Source organism: Corynebacterium guaraldiae (genome assembly GCF_053480195.1).
Genome location: NZ_JBRBAU010000004.1, coordinates 47,813 through 64,264 on the forward strand (window position 1 = coordinate 47,813; position 16,452 = coordinate 64,264).

A 16,452-nucleotide genomic window follows, 5' to 3' on the forward strand; every position below is an offset into this window, starting at 1 on the left:
TTACTTCTCCTCATCCGTAGCAGTAGCGACGGGTTTCTTGGCCGGTTTGGCATAAAAGCCGCGTTCGCGGCGCTCCTCCACGAGGTTGTAGATGCCGCCGAGGCCGTTCATCGACGGTTTGGCAAAAGCTGGGCGGCTGCCAAGGAGCTGCATCAGCGGCGCCATGATCAGGAAGGAAACGATGAGGTCGAAGATGGTGGTCAAGCCCATGGTGAAGGCAAAGCCCTTGACGGCGCCAATAGAGAGGAAGTACACCACGACGGAGCCGATAAGCGTCACGGCCTTACCCGTGACAATCGTTGCCCGCGAGCGCTCCCAACCCGTGCGGGTGGCAGACCGGAATGTGCGCCCGCCCAGGATCTCATCCTTCATACGTTCGTAGTAGACAACGAAGGAGTCGGCCGTGGCACCAATACCAATGATCAAGCCTGCCATGCCAGAAAGATCAAGCGAGTAGCCGATCCACCGACCCAGCAGGACCAGGGCACCATACAGCATGACGCAGGTGGTGACGAGAACCAGCAGCGCCACCGAAGACAGAGCGCGGAAATAGTAGATGGAGTACAGCGAAACCAGAATCAGGCCGACGATGCCGGCGATGAGTGCTGCCTCAAGGGCGGCCTTGCCCAGTGACGGCGGCACGGTCTCCACCGTTCCGCCCGGCTCGCCATTGGAGCCGGTAAAGGACAGCGGCAGTGCACCATAACGCAGGTTATTTGCCAGGTTCTGTGCCTCCTCCTGAGAGAAATCACCCGTGATGGAGGTAGCGGCACCAACCGGGGTCGCGCCCTGGATTACCGGAGCAGAAATCACGCCGGAGTCCAGGGTGATGGCCACCTGCTTTTGCAGGTACTCCTGGGTCAAGGTGGACCACGTCTGCGAGCCATTGGGACCATCGCCGGTCTTGAAGGCGAAGCTGATCTCCATCTGGCCGGTCTGGGAATTCAGGCCGCCCTGAATCGGAGCGTTGCTATCAATCTCGTTACCAGTCAGGCGGGTTCCGTTCGGATCCTCAATACCGTCCAGAAGCGGAGCTGGCTTGAGCAAGTAGGGCTGCTGATTAGAGTAATCGCAAGCCACCAACGGCTTTGCCGGGTCATCGGTTCCGGCCAATGGGTCGGATTCCGCGTCACACGTCATCAAGCCCAGTGCTGCCGTTTGTTGGGTGGGATCCTCAGACTGACGGTCCTTAAGCAGAACCTCAGTAACCTTATCGCGGCGCTCAGATTCCTCGAGAGAGTTCGCCGGGGCCGGAAGCGGCTTCTCACTTACAGTAGGAGCCGGGGTCTTCTTTTCGTCCTTCTTCTCCCCGCCTTGGGCGGCTGCATCTGCGTTCTGGTTGAGCGCATCGTGAATGGAGGCCAGCGCCTTATTGGCCTGCTCTGGCGTCACGACTCCGTACTTGACCCAGCGGTTAGCCGTATCAGTCATGGACTTCTCAAGCTTGTCCATATCCGGCATGGGCTGCTCGCCCACCGGGCGGAACAGCAGCTGAGAGGTTTGACCCACTGCCTGCGCCTGGGACGCATCTTCGCCCGGAACAGTAATCACCAAGCTGGATCCACTGATGACGACCTCAGAGCCCGAAACACCCATGCCGTTCACACGCTGCTCGAGGATGGTGCGCGCCTGCTGCAGCTGCTCCTGGGTTGGGTCCTCACCCTGCGGAACCAGGGTTACGCGAGTACCACCCTGCAGATCAATGCCGAGCTTTGGGGTTGGTGACTTATCACCGGTCAGAAATATCAGTGCGTAAATCACGATGACAATGAGCGCAAACAGCGCTATCGCGCGCTTAGGCCATTGCCGTTGACGGCTGCTAACGCCACCACGTTTCGAAGCGGACACAAAGTTCTCCTGTGTTGTGTGGAACAGGGCTAAAAATCATAGGTCATGGTAGCCATCTCCACGACGCGATTGAGCGCCATGACGCCACCATGACTAAAGCACAGTCCAACATGGTACGTCATGGACCGCGGTTTTCCTTAACAGGCTTAAGGTGAGGCACCCGCAGTGTGACGAGCGCAACTCGAATTAGAGCTTCGGGAAGCGTTCGTCGTTGTCGCCCTCCGCCTCAGCCGGCGCATCGTTGACCGTGCCAGCCTGCTCAGCAGATCGCACGATAGCCATCGTGTCGAAGGTAATCACGGTGCCGTCTTTAACGCGCAAATCAACCTGCTGCTTACCGGCTTCCACCACGGTGCCGTGCAGGCCGCCGGCGGTAATCACCTCTTGGCCAGGCTTCAAGGAGGACTGCAATTCTTGCATCTGCGCTTGGCGCTTGCGCTGCGCGCGCATTGACATAAAGCTCGGCAAGATTACGAGAATTGCGAGTACGAGGAGTAGAAGAATCTGGGTTCCGTTCATAAGTGGTCAGTGTGCCAGACCTCCCCGTCTCCGGGCCAATTAGAAGAGCGTCCCGCCCACAGTTCCCTCGGGCGCCTCAAGCCCTAGGTGGTGCCATGCCGCTGCAGTCGCAACACGGCCTCTGCCCGTTCGCGAGATCATCCCCGCGCGCACGAGGTAGGGCTCGCACACCTCCTCCACTGTCGACGGCTCCTCGCCCACCGCGATGGCCAGAGTATTGACACCCACGGGGCCACCGCCGTGCCCTTTAATGAGAGCCTCGAGTACCGCACGGTCAAGGCGGTCCAGCCCACGTTCGTCCACATCAAAAACCCGCAGCGCTGCTTGTGCTGCGCCAACATTGATGTGACCATCCCCATTGACCTCGGCGTAGTCACGGACGCGGCGCAGGAGGCGGTTGGCAATTCGCGGAGTTCCGCGCGACCGAGATCCAATCTCCACCGCAGCATCTTGGTCAATGTCAACCTCCAAGATTCGCGCTGCGCGGGTGATGACCTGGGTGAGGTCCTCGGTATCGTAGTACTCCATTTGCGCGGTGAACCCGAAGCGATCACGCAACGGCCCGGTCAGCATTCCGGCGCGAGTAGTTGCCCCCACCAGGGTAAAAGGCGGAATTTCCAACGGGATAGAGGTAGCCCCCGGGCCCTTGCCCACGATGACATCAATGCGGAAATCCTCCATCGCCATGTAGAGCATTTCCTCAGCCGGGCGGGCGATGCGGTGAATCTCGTCGATGAAGAGCACATCGCCCTCCATCAAATTCGACAACATGGCTGCTAGGTCACCTGCTCGCTCCAGAGCAGGCCCCGAGGTCATACGAAGCGAGCTTCCCAGCTCTTGGGCGATGATCATCGCCATCGTCGTCTTGCCCAGTCCGGGAGGGCCGGATAGCAACACGTGATCTGGCGTTACGCCGCGATTTTTCGCTCCATTAAGCACAAGGGATAGCTGCTCGCGCACCTTAGGCTGGCCAATGAACTCGCCGAGCGACTTCGGACGCAACGAGCGCTCAATATCGTGCTCGCCCTGTTGCTCGGTGGCATCCATATCCTGGTTGCGCTGGAGTGGAGAGTTAAGCTCCACCCCGTCCGGCAGTGAGAATTCTGTGCGTTCTACGTCTGACATGTCACCCACTCTCCCCTATTTTTTGGACCCCAGCTTGCTGAGTGCTGCGCGCAGCACCACTGGTGTCGCCGCCTCAGGTTTTTCAGCCACAACTGATTCCACCACCGGGCGAGCCATCTTGTCCGTAAAGCCCAACCCGACGAGCGCCTCAACAACATCCTCAACAACCGGTCCGGACGCGGTCTGCGCAGCAACCGAAGAATCTCCGCCATCCACAGAAGCAAAAGCTTGAACCTTGTCCTTGAGCTCAAGAATCAATCGTTGTGCAACTCGTTTGCCCACACCCGGAATCTTTTGCAGGCGTGCTGTCTCCTCCCCCGCAATCGCCTGAGCTAAATCGCCGGCGCTCATCACCGACAGGGCGGCCAGGGCCAGTTTTGGCCCCAACCCAGAAACGGTCTGGAGCACGTGGAACATGTCGCGGTCATCGTGGCTCGTGAAGCCGTACAGCGTCATCGAGTCTTCCTTCACCACGAGCGTAGTCATAACCCTGGCCTCTTCACCGCGCTGGAGCGTCCCCAACGTGGCCGGGGTGGCAAGGACCTTATAGCCCACGCCGGCACATTCGAGCACGGCGTGATCAAGCTGGATGTCGAGTACTGTTCCGCGCAGAGATGCAATCATTAAATAAAAATTCCTTGGTTCGAAGGGTTATGCCAGTTAGCTTAAGAGGTTGACTTTGCCGCGCGAGAGACAGACGCGGTACGCGGTGAAGAACCCCGTACCCCGCTTGTTCGTGCGCCCGCCCCTATGCCGGCGCTCGTGTCACCGCCGCTCATCCATGCCAGCGCTGGAGCACGCCAGCAGTGACAGACCGCAAGGGCCAAAGCATCCGCCGCATCAGCCGGCTTGGGGGCCTCACTCAGCCCCAAGATACGGGTAATCATGGCCGTCATCTGTTTCTTGTCAGCGCGCCCATTTCCTGAAATCGCCTTCTTGACCTCGGAGGGCGTGTACATGTGCACAGGAATATCGCGCTCTGCTGCCGCGAGCACCAAGACTCCGACGGCATGAGCGGTCTGCATGACGGTTGACACTTGGCCGCGTTCGAATACGCGCTCGAGCGCCACGACATGCGGCTGGTAGTCATCCATCCATTCCCTCACCGCCACAGATAGCCGCTTCAGGCGTTCCCCCAACTCTTTGTCACTGGGGGTGCGCACGACACCTACTGCGATGGGAATAACCGCGCGCCCACGTCCTGCTTGGACAACGGACAGGCCGCAGCGCGTCAATCCAGGATCAATCCCCATGACGCGCAGCCCTTCCAAATTCACGGCCGCCTCCTCGCCCTACTGATGAACTCACTTGCCTGGGGCATAGTGTACACACATGTGTTCTAGCGCAATCAGCGCCCTGCGAACGATGCCTGCCAAATCAGTCAGGCCCATCCCATCTGCTTCCTCTTCATCACCGCGGGTAGAGTGGCGCGCATGTCTCAACAACCAAATGACTATTCAGGCTTTATCCGATCCCGTCATTCCCCGCGGGCGTTCCTGCCGGATCCCATCCCCACTGAGGTCATCAAGCAGGTGCTTATCGACGCCCAATCCGCACCTTCCAATTCCAACACTCAACCGTGGAACGTACACCTCGTGGGCGGCGCTGCTTTGAAAGAATTAAGCGCCGCGCTGATCGCGGAGTTCGATAGGAACGGAATTAATCCAGACTTCACTATTGACTATGGTCAGGGAGTCCACCCGCAGCCCTCGCAGCAGCTCGCCGCCAAGATGTACGGGCTGCTCGGCATTGCGCGCGAGGATAAAGAGGCGCGCACGGAGTTTATCCGCGAAAACCTTCGCTTCTTCGGCGCCCCGCACGCGGCGCTGCTTTTCATTCCACCGCTGGGTGATCGCATTCGCGCTGCCTTCGATCAAGGCACCTATGCTGAGAACTTTTTGCTCTCGCTGCAGGCACACGGCTACCACGGTGTTCCACAGGGCATGATTTCACTCCTCGCGCCCACGGTCCGTGAATTCCTCGGGGTGGACGAGGAGTACAAGCTCGTCACCGCCCTCACCTTCGGCGTGGCCGATGAATCCAGCCCTGTGTTCAAGACTGCCCCTGGGCGCGCGCCGTTATCAGAGACGGTGACGGTACATGGCCTGGAAGGCCTTAAGCTCAGCTAGAAGCCTTTAGTCCTCGTCGAGCTCAGCGAGGACCTCATCGCTGAGGTCCATGTTGGTGTAGACGTTCTGGACATCGTCCGAATCCTCAAGCGCATCGATGAGGCGGAAGATCTTGCGGGCATCATTTGCCTGCAGCGGAACCTCAACGGACGCGCGGAAATCGGTGTCGGTGTCATCAACTTCGATGTCAGCAGCAACAAGGGCCTCGCGCACGGCCGGAACATCACCCGGTGCACAGGTGATCTCGAACTTCTCGCCGTTGTCGTTGACTTCGTCGGCACCAGCTTCCAGCACAGCGAGCAGGATGTCATCTTCGCTAAGCTCACCCTTCTCCACCATGACCAAGCCGGTGCGGGAGAACATGTACGCAACGGAACCGGACTCGCCGAGGTTGCCGCCGTTCTTGGACATCGCAGTACGAACGTCGGTGGCTGCGCGGTTGCGGTTATCCGTCAGGCACTCGATGAGCATGGCCACGCCGTTGGGGCCGTAGCCCTCGTACATGATGGTCTCCCAATCTGCGCCGCCGGCCTCTTCGCCGGAGCCGCGCTTGCGGGCACGCTCAATGTTGTCGTTCGGAACGGAGGCCTTCTTGGCCTTCTTAATCATGTCATCGAGGGTGGGATTCGCCGCCGGGTCGCCGCCGCCGGTGCGGGCCGCTACCTCGATATTCTTAATCAGCTTGGCAAATTCCTTGCCGCGCTTGGCATCGTTGGCAGCCTTCTTGTGCTTAGTCGTTGCCCATTTGGAGTGGCCTGACATGTCATCCCTTTCGATATGGCTGTGCAATAAATTGCTAGAAACTGGTGCAATTATACGGCCTCACGCCACGTACCTCCGCACAGGGGTACGCGTGGAAGCCTCATTCCTAACTGTCGGTTCGCTGTAGCATCACACATTTTGCCAATTGCCGTTGGCGCTGGTGCCTTCACTTTCAGGATGCATGGTCCGTGTCAGCCCCTCCTGCATGGCCACCGCGAGTAGCTCCCCGCGTTGGTTGAAGATCTTGCCCTGTGCAAGACCAGTCCCGGTCTGCGCTGAGGGACTCGACTGCGAGTACAACATCCATTCATCGACCCGGGCCGGACGCAAGAACCACAATGAATGATCCAAGCTGGCTAGTTGGATCCTCTCCCCTTGGTGCGGGAGCAGCGCTGAGCGAATCAACGTCATGTCGGACATGTAGAGCAGCGCCGCTTGATGGAGGGACGGATCGGAGGCGTCGGCAAGCAGGGCACCCGTATTACGGAACCAGATATTTCGAAACCCAGCGCCCGTGGTTTCCGCGGCGACGGCATCGCGGGATGCGTCGGGGACCAGCCTCACGTCCCAGTCTTCCCACTCCTTCAAGATGATCCGGGTGGAGTACGGGGATTCTGTAATGCTCTCCGGCGGCGGCACCTGCGGCATGTCTGCCTGATGCTCCGGGCCAACATCGCCTGACGCGTGGAAACCGGCGCTGAGCATGAAAATCATGCGGTCCCTTTGGTAGACGCGCACGTGGCGATGTGCAAAAGAGCGGCCATCCCGTATCCGCTCCACGCGGATGGTTGTGGGCACACTGGAGTCACCAGGCCCCACGAAGTAGCAATGCATAGAATGCGCCAACTTATCGTCGACGGTGAGCTGCGCCGCCCGAAGCGCTTGCGCCATGGTTTGTCCCCCAAAGGTGCGAGCGATGAGCGAGGGAACCGCGGGTGCGCGAAATTCGTCCTCGCCTATCCTCTCGATATCGACTGCCTGAGCCACCGATGCCATCTTTACTCCAATTCCATCGCCGTTATGGCGCCCGCCACACTCACTCCGACCATCCTACTCACGAGCTGATCTGCTCCTGGGAGTTGCGTACTATGTTCCGCATGACTTCAACCACCCCGCACAGCGTGCACCGCGTGGCCGCCTACCTAGAAATGATCACGTGGGGTCTGCTGATCCTCTCCATGATCCTCAAATACTCCGGCACCACCGAGGCGCTCACACCGATTGCAGGTGGCATCCACGGCTTCGGCTTCCTCTGCTTCCTGCTCATGACGGCCCTGGTGTGGATCAACAACCGCTGGCCTGTGGGGGTTGGAATCCTGGGCCTGGTAGTGACCGTCATCCCCTTCGCGGCGCTGCCCTTTGCGGTCTGGGTATCTCGGCGCGGACTCGTTGATGGGCCGTGGCGCTTTGCCGACGACGCACAGCCACACGGCTTCTTCGATTCGGTTTTGGCACAGGCCATCCGCCACCCGGTGCGCAGCGCGCTCATCGCGCTACTCGTCGTCGCCGTAGTGTTTAGTATCCTGCTCATGTTGGGACCACCCGTTGACGTAGAGTCCGCCATTGAAAATAATCGCTAAAACTCCAAGCATTTGGGCAGGCTGGGTCCTGGCGCGCCTTCTCCTCGTTTACATGCTCGTCAACGACACGGACCCGCTCGGAGACGTTCGGTATTACCTCGAGGGCGTCTTTGGCGATAATCCTCAAGACATGACGGAGTATCCGCAGGTCGGAACCTGGCCCAGCGTCCTGCTCGCGTGGCTTACTGGCTACGACTTTGAACGCTATGCTATCGGCTTTACGGCCATGGTGTTGCTTGCCGACGCCACCTTCCTCACCCTCCTCCTGCGCCATCACCGCGACAACCCCGCAGCGTATAGCGCCGGATGGTTTTGGGTGTTTTTCGGCACCGCGGCAGGCCACGTTTTCACGTGGCGGCTAGACCTCTATCCCGCCTTGCTCGTCGCCGGTGCGGGCGCACTTCTGGCCACCCGCCCGCGTCTTGCCTCGGCTTTGTTGGCCTGGGCCACCGCAGCCAAGCTGTGGCCCGGGGTCCTCGCTGCCGGGCTCGTCGGACGCGCAACCTCTCGTGGTACTTGGCAGCGGCTGGCCGCTTTTTTCGGAAGCCTCGCCGCCCTCTGCCTCGGCGTAGCTGCGATAGCCGGTGTGGATAGGTTGCTCTCTCCTCTGACGTATCAAGGTCAGCGCGGCCTCCAGATTGAATCTCTGGCCGCCACCTGGTTCGTCTACCAAGCCCATCACCAGCCTGGAGTGTGGAGGATGGAATACGCGGCGTCGAAAAGCTTTGAGATCTCCGGGCCTGGTGTCGATACGGCGATTACTGTGAGCACCATCGCGATGGGCGCCGCACTCCTCTGGATCATTGCAGTAGCGCTCGTTCGCTTTCTGCGCGGCGGCTGGAGCTCACGCTCCACACTTGTTTTCTTCATCGCGGCAATCCTGCTGCTCATGGCGACGAATAAGGTCTTTTCTCCGCAATATATCGTGTGGCTTGGGCCGATTCTGGCGGTGGCTCTCCGCTCCCCCGTCCCCGTGGAGTCTGCTGCTCAGCGGCACAAGGCCGCTAATATCGCTGGGGTGCGCGCCATCATGGCGGTACTCGCCGTGGGAACAGCTGCCCTGGGAACCGTCATCTATCCCTATGGCTATGACTACATCTGGTTCTTTGTGGGCGAAAACCTCAACCCGGTGTACGCACTCGTGTTGCGCAACCTCCTTATCTTGGCGATGACCGCTTTTGCTCTGTACTGGTACTCCCTCGAGTCCCGCGTGGCGCGGGCTCAACAGTCCCAGGTGGATCACACCTCAATTTGACTCAGCTCGAAATACTCCGGCAGCTTCGCCGTGCCTCCCAAGCGCAGCAGCTTTACGGCCGGGCGCAGGCGCAGCGCGCGGGTATCGCTGACCGCCTCGTTGTAGAAGCGGTGAGCTAAGTGGATGCGCCCTTCGGCGTCGGCAAGCACGGCCGGACGCGCTTCAAAGCGCTGTGCGATGGCCGCCGACAGCTCACGCTCCCGGGTGGCCCGTTCATCGAAACTCCCCTGCGCAAGCTCCGTCGCCTCTGCGCGCGCCGCAATGCCCTCAAGCTCGGGAGCTAGCGCGCTAACCACCGCCGCGCGGCGATCCAGCGTGGCCTCAAGCTGAGCCAGGGCCGCGTCTGTGCGGATATGGAGGGAGTTCAGCCGCTGCGCCGTATAGAGCGCCCACATCCCCAGGATGAGGAGGACGGCAAGAGCAATGACAACTTCAATGGGCATTTAAGACACCCGCACTTTCGTGCCATCCGCCACCGTCTCGTACACGCGCATGACGGCAGCGGCCACATGATCCCAATCGTAGTCGCGGGCGCGCTCCACCCCTGCCTTGATCAAGGCCTGTCGCTTGTCCGTATCGTTCACTACATCCTGCAGCACGCGCGCCAAGTCCGTGGCGTCGCCGGTTCTGAACAAGGCACCAGCAGGTTCTTCCGAGTCGGCATTGCACACTGCAGCGAAGGCCTCTAAATCCGAAGCCACCACTGCACAGCCAGCTGCCATTGCCTCAACCAGAACGATGCCGAAGCTCTCGCCGCCGGTGTTGGGAGCCACGTAGATATCGGCGCGCCCTAAGATGGCCGCTTTCTCGGCATCGCTGACGCGCCCCACAAAGTCGACTCCCGGAACGCTCCGCGGATGACCGCCGCCCATGACTGTCACGCGCACCTTCTCTGGGAGCAGGGTGAGGGCCTCAAGAAGAATGTCCAGGCCCTTTCGCGGCTCATCGAGACGCCCCAAGAACACGATCTCAATCTCTGAATCATTCTCTTTATGCTCGGCACAAGCACGCTCGCGCGCATATACAGAGGTATCTACCCCATTGGGAATGAGCACGGGGTCACCACCCAACTGCTCTACCTGCCAGCGGCGAGCCATCTCTGAGACCGCAATGCCTCCCCGGATCTTTTCCAGGTACGGGCGCAGGAAAGGTTTGGCCAGGGTCAGCGCCACGGAGCTTGATGCCGAAGCATGGTACGTCGCCACAATAGGGCCACGTGCCGCTGCCAGCGCAGCCATGGAATAGCTCGGGGAATTCGGCTCGTGGATGTGTAGGATGTCGAAGTTTCCCTCGCGAATGAAGCGCTTGATGTTTCGGCGCACGTGCGGTCCGATAGACAAGCGAGCCACCGAGCCGTTATAGGTAATTGGCACGGCCCAGCCACCCTTGCGCACAAAGCTGGGCACCTGCGTGCTTGTCGACGCCGGCCCCAGCACCTCCACGTGGTGCCCCTGCTCAATGAAGACAGTGGCTAGGTCAAGGATGTGGGCCTGAACCCCGCCGGGTTCGTCGAAGGAATAGGGGCAGATAATACCTATGCGCATGGAGTGTGTTCTGCCTTTCTACTTCTTGTGGCGAGCAGCGCGCCGGCGCTCGACGTCCGCATTCCAGTGCGGTTGCAACATGTGCCAATCTTCGGGGTGCGCCCGGATGTTTTCTGCGAAGCCGTCCGCGAGGCACTGGCACGTCTCCTGAAGAGTCGTGACCTCAACCTCGGGGCTGACGGAAAGCCCCCAGCCCTTGCCGTCGAACCACGAGTGCACGACGTGGAGAGCCGCCCCTGTTTCAATGGCGAGTTGGGCGGGGCCGGCGGCAACGTTGGCTTCTTCGCCCATGAAGTCTACGGGCACGCCGGTGCGCGTGAGATCACGCTCGGACAGCAAACACACAACCCCGCCCCGTTCCAAGGCATCCTTGAGGCGCGGATAAGGCGAAGAGCTGCCTCCTGTCAGCGGCAGAACAGTGAATCCGAGGCTCTCGCGGTAGTCCACGAAGGCATCGAAAAGCGCCTCCGGCTTTAAGCGCTCAGCCACCGTAGTAAAGCCGCCATAGTGGCCCACACAGAAGACGCCCGCCATGTCCCAGTTTCCTGAGTGCGGCAGCGCAAAAATCACCCCGCGCCCAGATGCCACCGACTCATCCGAGTACTCCTTGCCACGCAGGCCAGCCAGCAACCGCTTCTGCAGTTCAGGGTCCGAGTGGATGGCCGGCAAGCGGAAGGCCTCGAGCCAGTAGCGCATGTAGGAGCGCATCGAGTTCCGCACCAGCTCCCGCGTGACGTTTTCGGGCCCAACAACCCGGCTCAAGTTCTGGCGCAGCTGCTCCATGCCCTTGCCGTTGTCGCTAGCCCAGTCCGCGCCCCGCTCGAAGAGCCAAGCAGCGAGCGGCTGCGGGAGGAAGCGCACGACCTTCCAGCACGCGATGTAGGCGGCGGCGGTCAGCCGGTCACGATCCAGTAGAGCCACGGTTCAGGAGCCTTTCTGTGCGGGCCGGGGGCACGGTACCTTCCGGTGGGAGCGGGTGTTGAGCTATAGGTGCTTCAGTTCCTTCTTGAAACGCGCCTTGGTGTCCTGACGCCCCGCTTGGCGCATGCGTTGGTAAATGGTGAAGATAGACCCCACCGCCAGCAGCCACAGGGCGACTTCCAGCGCATAAGGCACGCCCAAACCTTCCAACCCCACGCCGCCGAGTCCTAGGATGAGGCGCTCTGGGCGCTCGACGAGTCCGCCAACCATCTTGAAACCAGAAGCCTCGCCGCGCGCCTTGACATAAGAGATGACCTGGGAACTAACCAGCACCACCATGCAGGCGGCGAAGTTGATGGGGTGAGCGTTATCGACGTACACCATCCAGTAAGCGATCGCCGCGAACAAGGCACCGTCGGTAATGCGGTCGCAGGAGGCGTCGAGAGTAGCACCGAAGTTGGATCCACCCGTGGTCAGGCGCGCCATCGTGCCGTCGAGCATGTCGAAGGCCGCGAAGAGACCCGACAACAGCGCGGCGGCAAAGAGGTGATCAAGTGGGATGAGGATGACCGATATGGCAATGGTGACGATCGTTCCCACAATGGTGACGATATTCGGGGTCAGGCCCATCTTGAGGAAGAGCTTGGCCACCGGGACCACAACCACGGCGGCGGGTTTGCGCCCGTGAACACTAAGCATGCGCTTCTCCTGAGATGATTCCTTCGGCGGCGAGCTCCGCCCATCCCTGAGCAAGAAGGGAACGGGTGTCTTTGAGGAGCTGCGGCAGCACTTTAACGCCATCCACAATAGTCATGAAGTTTGAATCTCCGCTCCAACGCGGAACGATGTGCATGTGCAGGTGCTGCCCCACCGATCCGCCCGAGGCCCGCCCCAGGTTAAAACCGGCGTTGACGGCATCGGGGCCGGACACCTTCTTCAGGACCCGGATGGCGGCCTGGGCAAACTGGAAGAGCTCGCGGGACTCCTCCTCGGTGAGGTTTTCCAGCTCAGATTCCTGGCGGTACGGGATGACCATCATGTGGCCGGCGTTATAGGGATAAAGGTTGAGCACGCAATAGACAAGCTCACCGCGGGCAACGATGAGCCCGTCCTCGTCGGACATCTGTGGGATCTCCACGAACGGGTTACGGGCTTCCTTTGGCACGTCGCCGGCGCCGCCCTCACGCTTGATGTAGCTCATACGGTACGGCGCCCACAGGCGCTCTAAGCGGTCGGGGGTTCCCAGGCCGGTATCGACGTACTCTCCCACTCTGTGTGTGCTCCCTTTCTCAGCTCTGTCTAGATGCATCTGCACCTAGACACGCTCGGCGATGGTTTCCTTGGTCGGTTGATCGTTGTTGCGCTCACGCACCCAAGCCTCGATGACGTTGACTGCAGCTTCCACGGGCACGCCGTTAACTTGCGTGCCGTCAAGGAAGCGGAAGGACACGGCGTCTGCCTCAACGTCGCGCTCGCCCGCCAGCAACATGAACGGGACCTTGCCAGTGGTGTGATTGCGGATCTTCTTCTGCATGCGGTCGTCGGAAGTATCGACGTCAGCGCGCAGGCCGCGGGAGCGCAGCTCGGCGCATACCTTCTCGAGGTGCGGGGCGAAGGTATCCGCCACCGGGATGCCCACCACCTGGTGCGGGGCCAGCCATGCCGGGAAGGCGCCGGCGTAGTGCTCCAGCAGCACGCCGAAGAAGCGCTCAATGGAACCGAAGAGCGCGCGGTGAATCATGATCGGGCGTTGCTTGCTGCCATCCGACGCCGTGTACTCCAGCTCGAAGCGCTCCGGCAGGTTGAAGTCCAGCTGCACGGTGGACATCTGCCAGGTACGGCCGATGGCATCGCGAGCCTGGACAGAGATCTTCGGGCCATAGAAGGCCGCGCCCGCTGGGTCCGGAACCAGCTCAAGACCGGACTTCTCCGCCACGGACTGCAGAATAGCCGTCGAGCGCTCCCAGATCTCATCAGAGCCGACGTACTTATTCGGATCCTTGGTGGACAGCTCCAGGTAGAAGTCGTCCAAGCCGTAGTCCTTGAGCAGAGAAATGATGAACTCCAGAACCTTGGTCAGTTCATCTTCGAGCTGCTCAGGGGTGCAGTAGATGTGGGAGTCATCCTGGGTGAAGCCACGGGCGCGAGTCAGACCATGAACAACGCCGGACTTTTCGTAGCGGTACACCGTACCGAACTCGAAGAGGCGCAGCGGCAGCTCGCGGTACGAGCGGCCACGAGAAGCGAAGATGAGGTTGTGCATCGGGCAGTTCATCGGCTTGGCGTAGTAGTCCTGCGGCTGCTTGGTGCAATTGCCGTCCTCATCCCACTCGCCATCGAGCTGCATCGGCGGGAACATGCCATCCGCGTAGAAGTCCAGGTGGCCGGATTTCTTGAAGAGGTCTCCCTTGGTCAGGTGCGGGGTGGACACGAAAGAGTAGCCATCAGCGATGTGGCGGCGGCGGGAGTGCTCTTCCATCTCCATGCGCACGGTAGCGCCATTGGGGTGGAATACCGGGAAACCGGAACCGATCTCATCCGGGAAGGAGAACAGGTCCAGCTCGGCACCCAAGCGGCGGTGGTCACGCTTTTCTGCCTCTTCCACCATGGTCTTGTAGGACTCAAGAGCTTCCTTGGATTCGAAAGCAGTGCCATAAATGCGCTGCAGGCCAGCCTTGGACTGGTCACCGCGCCAGTAGGCAGCAGAGGAACGCGTCAGAGTGAATGCCGGGATGTACTTGGTGGTCGGCACGTGCGGACCGCGGCAGAGGTCAAACCACTCCACCTCGCCGGTGCGCGGGTTGACGTTGTCATAGTGGGTCAGATCGCCGGCACCAACCTCGGCGGCCTCATCGGAATCAGGGTCCACGTTGCCCTTGTCCTGGACCAGCTCGAGCTTAAACGGCTCGGCAGCAAGCGCCTGCTCCGCTTCCTCCGGGGAGGAGTAGACGTGGCGCTCGAAGCGCTGGCCACCCTTGATGATCTTCTTCATGCGCTTCTCAATGGCCTTGAGGTCCTCCGGAGTGAAGGGCTCTGCGGTCTGGAAGTCGAAGTAGAAGCCGTTCTCGATGGCCGGGCCAATGCCCAGCTTGGTGCCGGGGAACTCCGCCTGCACGGCCTGGGCCATGACGTGCCCACAGGAGTGGCGAATAACGGCGCGGCCGTCTTCCTCGCAGGCAGCAACCGGAGTGAACTCGGCGTCAGTGTCCGGCGTGTGGGAAAGGTCGTAGAGAGTACCGTCGGCGCCGCGGACGACGACTACTGCTTCGGGGCCCTTGTTGGGCAGCTCATGCTCGCGCATCGCTGCTCCCACGGCAGTACCGGCCGGGACCGTGATCGGCTCGTAGTTCACCGGGACTGCTGGAATCATTTCCGCCATGACTTGTTGCGCTCCTTTGCGCTCACGCGCCGCTCGACATACCTGGCCGAGCAGCGCTCAACGAGAAAGTTACAGCGGCTTAGTCTACCCCTCTTAACTGCGGATGAGCGATTCGCCCCAAAAGGTTTCGCCCTCAGTTCCGGCAGGCATGTAGTACACGGCCGAGCCGATGTGGGTAATCCACTCGTTGAGGCGATCCGCTTTGTCGAGGCGCGCCTGGATGGGCTCGAACTGGGCCGTAGGATCCTTCTGGTAGCAAATGAAGATCAATCCAGCGTTGCTGAGTTCACCGCGCTTGGTGGTCTCCGGGGAAGGCGGAAGGTTGTAGTTATACGGACGGCGCAGCAGCTTCTGATGAGGTGAGTCGACCGGAGGATGTGCCCGGGCGACATGCGAGTTTTCATCAATAGCCTTGAGGCCAAACTCGTTTCGCGCGTCCAGGTCAACCTCGTCGAACTCGTCCTTGCCACCTAGAGGTGCGCCGGTATCGAGCGCTCGACCTGTAGCGTTTTCACGTGCAGCACGATCAAGTTGCTCCCACGTATCGAGGTTCATGTGGATGCGGCGAACCACCATGGCGCTGCCGCCGGCAAAGGGGCCGTCCTCGATCCACACTTGCTCATTGAAATCTTCATCGCTTCGCGGGTTGACCGTGCCGTCTTTTTGCCCAAAAAGGTTGCGCGCGGTTGTTCCCTTCGGTGCGGAACCATAAGCGTGGCTAAACCCCTGTTGAATCCACGCGACGTCGGCGTAGTCTTTACCGGCACGAGTCATATGCCGCAGTACATAGGCCGCGGTGAAGGCATCATCACTGCAGATCTGTAGGACGATATCGGTCTGTCCCCATTCAGGGCGCAAATCATCGTGTTCAAAGTCCTGGATATCTCGCAGCCAGCTGGGCTTGGCGACGCCCACCGTGTCAAAGAATCCTTCTCCCCAACCGCACGTGACGGTGAGGTTTGCCGGGGTGGTAGACAATTCAGGCTCGAGGCTACCCAGCGGGTTCTCGCCGGTGCACAGGCGGCGAGCGTCCTCCGTCCACAGACGCATGAGTGCGGCCGCGCCGCGTGCGGTGGTCTCCTTCTTCAGGTTGAAACCGACCAATTCCACGTGCGCCTGGACCGGGGTTTGGATGCCTGCTTGATGCTTGCCATCGAAGGCGACGATATCGCCACCCATGGTTTCCTCGCGGCGCTCCGGCCCGGTGCTTCCGGCATCACCGGCCTGCGCTGCTTGGGAAGCGTCTGCAGACTCCGCCGAAGACTGCCCTGACTCCTCCCCCTTCGCGCAACCGGCGAGCGCTACCGCGCTTGCAGCCACAGCACTTCCGGCGAGCAATCCACGCCGGCTGACAGGTTCCTCGAACCCGCTCATCGTTGATGTCTCCTTA

At 60.7% G+C, this 16,452-nt stretch carries 17 protein-coding genes; 3 read left to right on the plus strand and 14 right to left on the minus strand.

The features are described from left to right. From secD to ruvC, 5 genes are all read right to left on the minus strand, one after another. Positions 1 to 1,848, minus strand: a complete 1,848-nt coding sequence (gene secD / locus ACUY3D_RS04215) for a protein translocase subunit SecD (protein WP_101735688.1) — start codon at positions 1,846 to 1,848, stop codon at positions 1 to 3. Between the two features lie 186 nt (positions 1,849 to 2,034). After that, positions 2,035 to 2,367, minus strand: coding sequence for a preprotein translocase subunit YajC (yajC, locus tag ACUY3D_RS04220; RefSeq protein ID WP_070522112.1), 333 nt, complete (start codon positions 2,365 to 2,367; stop codon positions 2,035 to 2,037). 39 nt (positions 2,368 to 2,406) lie between these two features. Continuing rightward, entirely contained in the window at positions 2,407 to 3,492 is a 1,086-nt protein-coding gene (gene ruvB / locus ACUY3D_RS04225) for a Holliday junction branch migration DNA helicase RuvB (RefSeq protein WP_070522109.1), read from the minus strand. Between the two features lie 15 nt (positions 3,493 to 3,507). Continuing rightward, positions 3,508 to 4,116, minus strand: a complete 609-nt coding sequence (gene ruvA / locus ACUY3D_RS04230; RefSeq protein ID WP_070562990.1) for a Holliday junction branch migration protein RuvA — start codon at positions 4,114 to 4,116, stop codon at positions 3,508 to 3,510. 41 nt (positions 4,117 to 4,157) lie between these two features. Further along, positions 4,158 to 4,769, minus strand: coding sequence for a crossover junction endodeoxyribonuclease RuvC (gene ruvC, locus ACUY3D_RS04235; protein WP_070562988.1), 612 nt, complete (start codon positions 4,767 to 4,769; stop codon positions 4,158 to 4,160). Between the two features lie 156 nt (positions 4,770 to 4,925). On the opposite strand from ruvC, the gene ACUY3D_RS04240 reads away from it, so the two are divergent. After that, the gene (locus ACUY3D_RS04240; protein ID WP_448240388.1) at positions 4,926 to 5,621 is read left to right on the plus strand and encodes a nitroreductase; all 696 of its coding nucleotides are present in this window, start codon (positions 4,926 to 4,928) and stop codon (positions 5,619 to 5,621) included. Positions 5,622 to 5,627: 6 nt separating this feature from the next. Here ACUY3D_RS04240 and ACUY3D_RS04245 read toward each other — a convergent pair whose 3' ends face one another. Further along, complete coding sequence (locus tag ACUY3D_RS04245) at positions 5,628 to 6,383, minus strand: YebC/PmpR family DNA-binding transcriptional regulator (RefSeq protein WP_269948110.1); 756 nt, start codon at positions 6,381 to 6,383, stop codon at positions 5,628 to 5,630. 129 nt (positions 6,384 to 6,512) lie between these two features. Further along, a complete protein-coding gene (locus ACUY3D_RS04250) occupies positions 6,513 to 7,379 on the minus strand; it encodes an acyl-CoA thioesterase (RefSeq protein WP_250224687.1) in 867 nt (288 codons plus the stop codon). 101 nt (positions 7,380 to 7,480) lie between these two features. On the opposite strand from ACUY3D_RS04250, the gene ACUY3D_RS04255 reads away from it, so the two are divergent. Both ACUY3D_RS04255 and ACUY3D_RS04260 read left to right on the plus strand, forming a co-directional pair. Next, positions 7,481 to 7,963: a DUF3817 domain-containing protein gene (locus tag ACUY3D_RS04255; RefSeq protein ID WP_143334850.1), complete on the plus strand. Its 483-nt coding sequence runs from the start codon at positions 7,481 to 7,483 to the stop codon at positions 7,961 to 7,963. A gap of 52 nt (positions 7,964 to 8,015) precedes the next feature. Next, positions 8,016 to 9,218: a glycosyltransferase family protein gene (locus ACUY3D_RS04260; protein WP_269948109.1), complete on the plus strand. Its 1,203-nt coding sequence runs from the start codon at positions 8,016 to 8,018 to the stop codon at positions 9,216 to 9,218. On the opposite strand, the gene ACUY3D_RS04265 is transcribed toward ACUY3D_RS04260, so the two are convergent. From ACUY3D_RS04265 to ACUY3D_RS04295, 7 genes are all read right to left on the minus strand, one after another. Continuing rightward, complete coding sequence (locus tag ACUY3D_RS04265) at positions 9,203 to 9,661, minus strand: LemA family protein (protein WP_070563239.1); 459 nt, start codon at positions 9,659 to 9,661, stop codon at positions 9,203 to 9,205. The two genes, ACUY3D_RS04260 and ACUY3D_RS04265, sit on opposite strands and share 16 nt — an antisense overlap. Then, positions 9,662 to 10,762 carry a glycosyltransferase family 4 protein gene (locus ACUY3D_RS04270; protein ID WP_070562976.1) on the minus strand — a complete coding sequence of 367 codons (1,101 nt, stop codon included), beginning with the start codon at positions 10,760 to 10,762 and terminating at the stop codon, positions 9,662 to 9,664. A gap of 18 nt (positions 10,763 to 10,780) precedes the next feature. After that, positions 10,781 to 11,683: a phosphatidylinositol mannoside acyltransferase gene (locus tag ACUY3D_RS04275; protein ID WP_269948108.1), complete on the minus strand. Its 903-nt coding sequence runs from the start codon at positions 11,681 to 11,683 to the stop codon at positions 10,781 to 10,783. Between the two features lie 63 nt (positions 11,684 to 11,746). Next, positions 11,747 to 12,382 carry a phosphatidylinositol phosphate synthase gene (gene pgsA, locus ACUY3D_RS04280; RefSeq protein WP_070529965.1) on the minus strand — a complete coding sequence of 212 codons (636 nt, stop codon included), beginning with the start codon at positions 12,380 to 12,382 and terminating at the stop codon, positions 11,747 to 11,749. Then, positions 12,375 to 12,992, minus strand: a complete 618-nt coding sequence (locus ACUY3D_RS04285) for an ATP adenylyltransferase (protein WP_070522237.1) — start codon at positions 12,990 to 12,992, stop codon at positions 12,375 to 12,377. Before ACUY3D_RS04285 ends, pgsA begins: the two co-directional genes overlap by 8 nt. A 6-nt stretch (positions 12,993 to 12,998) precedes the next feature. Further along, complete coding sequence (thrS, locus tag ACUY3D_RS04290; protein ID WP_070562970.1) at positions 12,999 to 15,062, minus strand: threonine--tRNA ligase; 2,064 nt, start codon at positions 15,060 to 15,062, stop codon at positions 12,999 to 13,001. Between the two features lie 93 nt (positions 15,063 to 15,155). Further along, on the minus strand, positions 15,156 to 16,436 hold the full coding sequence (locus ACUY3D_RS04295; protein ID WP_070529961.1) for a Dyp-type peroxidase: 1,281 nt from the start codon (positions 16,434 to 16,436) through the stop codon (positions 15,156 to 15,158). Between the last annotated feature and the right edge of the window lie 16 nt (positions 16,437 to 16,452).

Coding starts and splice junctions, on each gene's coding strand:
- ACUY3D_RS04250 (WP_250224687.1), bottom strand. CDS start 7,379: ATGGCATCGGTGGCTCAGGCAGTCGATATCGAGAGGATAGGCGAGGAC.
- ruvA (WP_070562990.1), bottom strand. CDS start 4,116: ATGATTGCATCTCTGCGCGGAACAGTACTCGACATCCAGCTTGATCAC.
- ACUY3D_RS04245 (WP_269948110.1), bottom strand. CDS start 6,383: ATGTCAGGCCACTCCAAATGGGCAACGACTAAGCACAAGAAGGCTGCC.
- pgsA (WP_070529965.1), bottom strand. CDS start 12,382: ATGCTTAGTGTTCACGGGCGCAAACCCGCCGCCGTGGTTGTGGTCCCG.
- ACUY3D_RS04270 (WP_070562976.1), bottom strand. CDS start 10,762: ATGCGCATAGGTATTATCTGCCCCTATTCCTTCGACGAACCCGGCGGG.
- ACUY3D_RS04285 (WP_070522237.1), bottom strand. CDS start 12,992: ATGCATCTAGACAGAGCTGAGAAAGGGAGCACACACAGAGTGGGAGAG.
- yajC (WP_070522112.1), bottom strand. CDS start 2,367: ATGAACGGAACCCAGATTCTTCTACTCCTCGTACTCGCAATTCTCGTA.
- ACUY3D_RS04240 (WP_448240388.1), top strand. CDS start 4,926: ATGTCTCAACAACCAAATGACTATTCAGGCTTTATCCGATCCCGTCAT.
- ACUY3D_RS04260 (WP_269948109.1), top strand. CDS start 8,016: ATGCTCGTCAACGACACGGACCCGCTCGGAGACGTTCGGTATTACCTC.
- ACUY3D_RS04295 (WP_070529961.1), bottom strand. CDS start 16,436: ATGAGCGGGTTCGAGGAACCTGTCAGCCGGCGTGGATTGCTCGCCGGA.
- ACUY3D_RS04255 (WP_143334850.1), top strand. CDS start 7,481: ATGACTTCAACCACCCCGCACAGCGTGCACCGCGTGGCCGCCTACCTA.
- thrS (WP_070562970.1), bottom strand. CDS start 15,062: ATGGCGGAAATGATTCCAGCAGTCCCGGTGAACTACGAGCCGATCACG.
- ruvB (WP_070522109.1), bottom strand. CDS start 3,492: ATGTCAGACGTAGAACGCACAGAATTCTCACTGCCGGACGGGGTGGAG.
- ACUY3D_RS04265 (WP_070563239.1), bottom strand. CDS start 9,661: ATGCCCATTGAAGTTGTCATTGCTCTTGCCGTCCTCCTCATCCTGGGG.